This window comes from Anaerolineales bacterium (assembly GCA_022866145.1).
GTDB lineage: Bacteria > Chloroflexota > Anaerolineae > Anaerolineales > E44-bin32 > PFL42.
On the sequence record JALHUE010000235.1, the window covers coordinates 1 to 3795 of the forward strand.

The window sequence follows — 3795 nt, forward strand, 5'->3', positions numbered from 1 at the left end:
CCCCGCCAGTCGCCTGCGCCCACAGGGATGCTCAGGACGTCGCTACAGGATCGAATGCGACGATCGAATCGGTGCGGGCTGACCGCACCGACGCGCCCGGGTCCTCAGCCGCGCAGTTCCTGTAACCTTTGCAGGAGAAGGATGACCCCCACCCCCGCCAGAAGCGCCGCCAGCCCGATCTGCCAGAAGGCGAACCCGAGGACCACCAGTGTCACCAGCGCGAGAAAGATGGCGACGTTGCCCAGCGAGACCGCGAAGGTCCGGCGCATGACCGACTCGACCAGGCCGAAGGCGATGACCAGCACAACGATGCCGGGCAGCACCGCTTGCGGCACCCAGATCAGCAGGGCCGCCACCCCGAAGAACATCAAGGCGATGCTGAGGGCAGCCCACATCTCCACGGCGCGGCTGACCGCCGAGGCCGGGACGGGGCTGGCTCGATGCTGGATGTGCGCCTGAGGATCGCCGGCGACACCTGCCTCGATCTCCTTCAATCGCTGACTCAGTCCATCCAGGACCACTCGGTTCTGGGAAAGCTCTTTTCGGACCGACGTGAGCTCATTCGCTTTTGTGCGCAGGTCCACACCCAGGGCGGCGTGCTTCTTGGCCAGGTGCGGTTTGCCCTCCATCCCCTTCCACAACGCACCCAGGTGTTGAAGATCTTCCATGCTTTCGGCGGCCGTCGCTTCCAGTTGCTTCTGCGTCTTGCCCAGGTCGGCGACCTGGCGGCGCAGGATGGCGGCCTCGCGCGAGGGCGGGGGAGTCTTGTCGAGACCGGCGAATCCGAGCGGATCGAACCAGGAAGCGCGCGGGGTTCCGTCCCGGTTGTACATCGGGCCACCCGGCGCGTTCTCGCCGGACAAGGGGTCGCGGGCGAACAGACCCCACAGGCCGCGGTACTGTGACACCCAGGGTGTCGATTCGTCGATCACGACCGGGCTCCACGCCTTGTCGGCGCCCGGACCGATGGAAAGGCCATCGCCGCGGGCAAAGTCGACAAACGGAATCCGAAACGGCCCGCCGGCGGACCCTTCCTGCCCGATCAGGCGCGCCCAGAATCGCTGCGCCGCGCCCGTGATCCCGCGGAGCCACCCCGGAAGCGGGAGGCTCACCTCCGCCTGATACTCGCCGCGTTGGAAGTAGGAGGCATGCGACCCAGCTCCGGCATAGACCACGGGGTGGCCATCGGCCAGTTCGAATTCTTCCCGATCGTCCCAGCGACGCCGCAGGTCGTCGCCGTGGAAATCATGCGAGGCGAAGGCCACCCAGCCCGGCACCAACGACTTCCCATCCTCATACAGGTAGACCAAGACCATCTCCCAGTCGGATTCATGGTCGTTCACACCGTGGAAGCCGGAGCGCCACGGGTTGTAGTCGAAGAAGAACCAGTACTGGAGCGCTATCCAGCCGCGTTCGCGCACGACGCGGCCATGATAGACATACCGTTCCTTTTCCTTAAGGATCTCCTGGTAGGCGACTCGCGCCGCCGCCGAGGTGGCGGCAGGGACACGGCCGCGCAGGAGCAGCGTGGCAGAGAACAGCGCATCGAACAGGCGCGGAAGCAGCCCGCCGCGCGACAGCCGTCCCGGGCCAGGATGGAAGGCATTCGGGGACTGCCGGTTCAGCCGACCCTCTTCGACGAGGAAGCCAGCTGCCTCCCCCAGCCCGAAGGGCTGGACAAAGCGCAGGAACAAGACGCTTCCAAAGGGAGCTGTTCGAGGCTGGACCAGACCCTTCATGTCCAGCGCCCCGGCCGGGACGAGCTGCTCTTCGCGGCCGTCGGGATAGTGAACCCATAGGCTGCAGCGGCGGATGTAGGGTTCGACGTCCATTGGGTAGCAATGTTCCCCTCGGGTGTAGCGCACCACGGGCTCAAAGCGGCGCAGCAGCGCTTCATCACTCGCCGTCTGGGGCATCCGCGGCAGATCACTCGACGGGCTCATGGCTTGGCCTCCCGATGCGGAACGCCCGGCGGACCTCAGTCTGATTCAGGATGAGGGCGAGCGCCGCATAGACTAGCATCAGGCCGTATTCCGGCTTCGCGAAGTAGGCGCGGAAAAGATTGAGGAACAGGGCCAGGACTAGGAACAGCACCAGCGCAACCCACGCCCAGCGCTTGCGGTTGAGGATGCCGATCCCCGACACCAGACTGAGGACCGCGATCGGGACGACCAGGACGTACGCCAGCGTGGAGACCCCTTGGGTCGAGAGCCATCCCGCCGGTTGGATAGGAGCGTTGGCCGCGACCGCGGCGAGTTGGCCGTTCATAAGCAGCAAGGTGATCCGGGCCAAGATCAGGGGCACGGCCAAGATGGCGCACCATCCCGCTACCACAACCGAACCGGATCTTGGAGATTTCATCTTGCCAGGCTCAGCCTTCTTCACGCTCGTCCTCCTTGTTCGTTGGATCCGCGCGGCAGGATGAGGTTCCGGCGCCCCGCCGACAGACTCTGCCCCATTGACCCCTGTCAGCGCGGTTTCGACGCCTTTGCCCGCCAACGGCCGTGAGCGCATGGTTGCGCGACACTTCCGACCATCGCGCACAGGCGTGGGCTTGCCTCGTCCTAGCCGCCCAGGGGATAGGACCTGCCCGCCAGATCCATCGGCGAGCCCTGACTCAGCTTACGCTTCCTTTCGATGGCGCGTCAACCGGCGCCAGCCACGAAGACCGCCTCGCATCCCCGGCGCGCGGAGGGGAGGCCCGGCCAGGGAGCTAGGGCAGAGCCCAGTAGGCCATCTCATCGGCTGCAATCGTTAGTTTCCCGCTCTTGCGAGCTCCGACGAACAGCCCGAAGCCTCCCTTGTCGGTCAGGGCATCATCTTCGATCTCCTCCAGCTTCTGGCCGTTGGCGTACAGCGTGAGCTTGTTGCCCTCGGCCATCACGCCCATGCGGTTGTCCCGCTTCGTGCCGGCGAGAATGGCAGTGCTGCTGGTCAGCGGGATCAGCGTGGTCATCTTCTCGTCGCCCCAGTGGCGCAGCCAATAGCGGCCGTCGCAGGTGAAGCCGAGCAGGTACCCCTCATCGGCGGCGTGGCGGTCGGGCACGCGGAAGATCAGGCCGTAGTGATCATTGCCCTCACAGTCTCCCGAATTGAGATTCGCCTCCAGGTAGAAGTCCTCGATCTCCGGCCAGGTCAGGCGCCAGCCGTCCAAGCTGGTCAGCCCAGTGAAGAGCAACTTGCCGTCTTCGACCTTCGCCCGGGTGAAGCTATCCTCGCCCAGGGTCCAGTCGCTACCGGAGGAGAAGTTGTCCCGCCAGACCGGATTACCGAGTTGGCTGCGAGGATCGCCGATGACAGCGGTGCCTGTTGAGGGTGGCGTGGGTGAGGGTGTGCTTGAGGCTTCGCCCGTCACTGTGGGGCTTGGCGTCGCTGTAGGGACAATCGTCGCCGACGGCGGAAGCGTGGCGGAGGGTGGTTGAGCGGGTGCCGCCGGTGGTGGCGTTTGCGACGGCAGCGCCTGCAGGGTGGCCTCGACCTGGGTCGCTAGGCCGAGCGGCTGGGGAGAGGCTGCCGGGGCCGACAGAGCGCAAGCCACGGAAAGCGCTGCTAGGCAGACCACGGTCAGGAGGAGCGGGCGGGCACTTCGAGACATGGCTTGTTTCCACCGCACCGGTACTTGATTCTACTCCAGTCCACGCCGGCGGGCCTCGCCCATGAGTTCCACTTGCAAGTGCAACGCTATGAGGAGAATAGCGTTGTATGGCCAGTTATGTTCATCTCACTGCAGGCGAACGGCTTCAGATCTACACATGGCAGAGAGAAGGGCTGCCGCAGGCGGAGATCGCCAGGCGA

The 3795-nt window shown here is 65.4% G+C and carries 3 protein-coding genes; all 3 read right to left on the reverse strand.

Annotated elements, in window-relative coordinates; genetic code table 11:
- Positions 1-104 precede the first annotated feature (104 nt).
- The gene (locus MUO23_07445) at positions 105-1943 is read right to left on the reverse strand and encodes a hypothetical protein (protein ID MCJ7512789.1); all 1839 of its coding nucleotides are present in this window, start codon (positions 1941-1943) and stop codon (positions 105-107) included.
- Positions 1927-2385 (reverse strand): hypothetical protein, encoded by a 459-nt coding sequence (locus MUO23_07450; protein ID MCJ7512790.1) that lies wholly within the window; start codon positions 2383-2385, stop codon positions 1927-1929. Before MUO23_07450 ends, MUO23_07445 begins: the two co-directional genes overlap by 17 nt.
- A gap of 328 nt (positions 2386-2713) precedes the next feature.
- Complete coding sequence (locus tag MUO23_07455; GenBank protein MCJ7512791.1) at positions 2714-3595, reverse strand: hypothetical protein; 882 nt, start codon at positions 3593-3595, stop codon at positions 2714-2716.
- Positions 3596-3795: the final 200 nt, after the last annotated feature.

Excerpts from the sequence above, each read along its gene's own strand:
- MUO23_07445 (MCJ7512789.1), bottom strand. The coding sequence starts at position 1,943 with ATGAGCCCGTCGAGTGATCTGCCGCGGATGCCCCAGACGGCGAGTGAT.
- MUO23_07455 (MCJ7512791.1), bottom strand. The coding sequence starts at position 3,595 with ATGTCTCGAAGTGCCCGCCCGCTCCTCCTGACCGTGGTCTGCCTAGCA.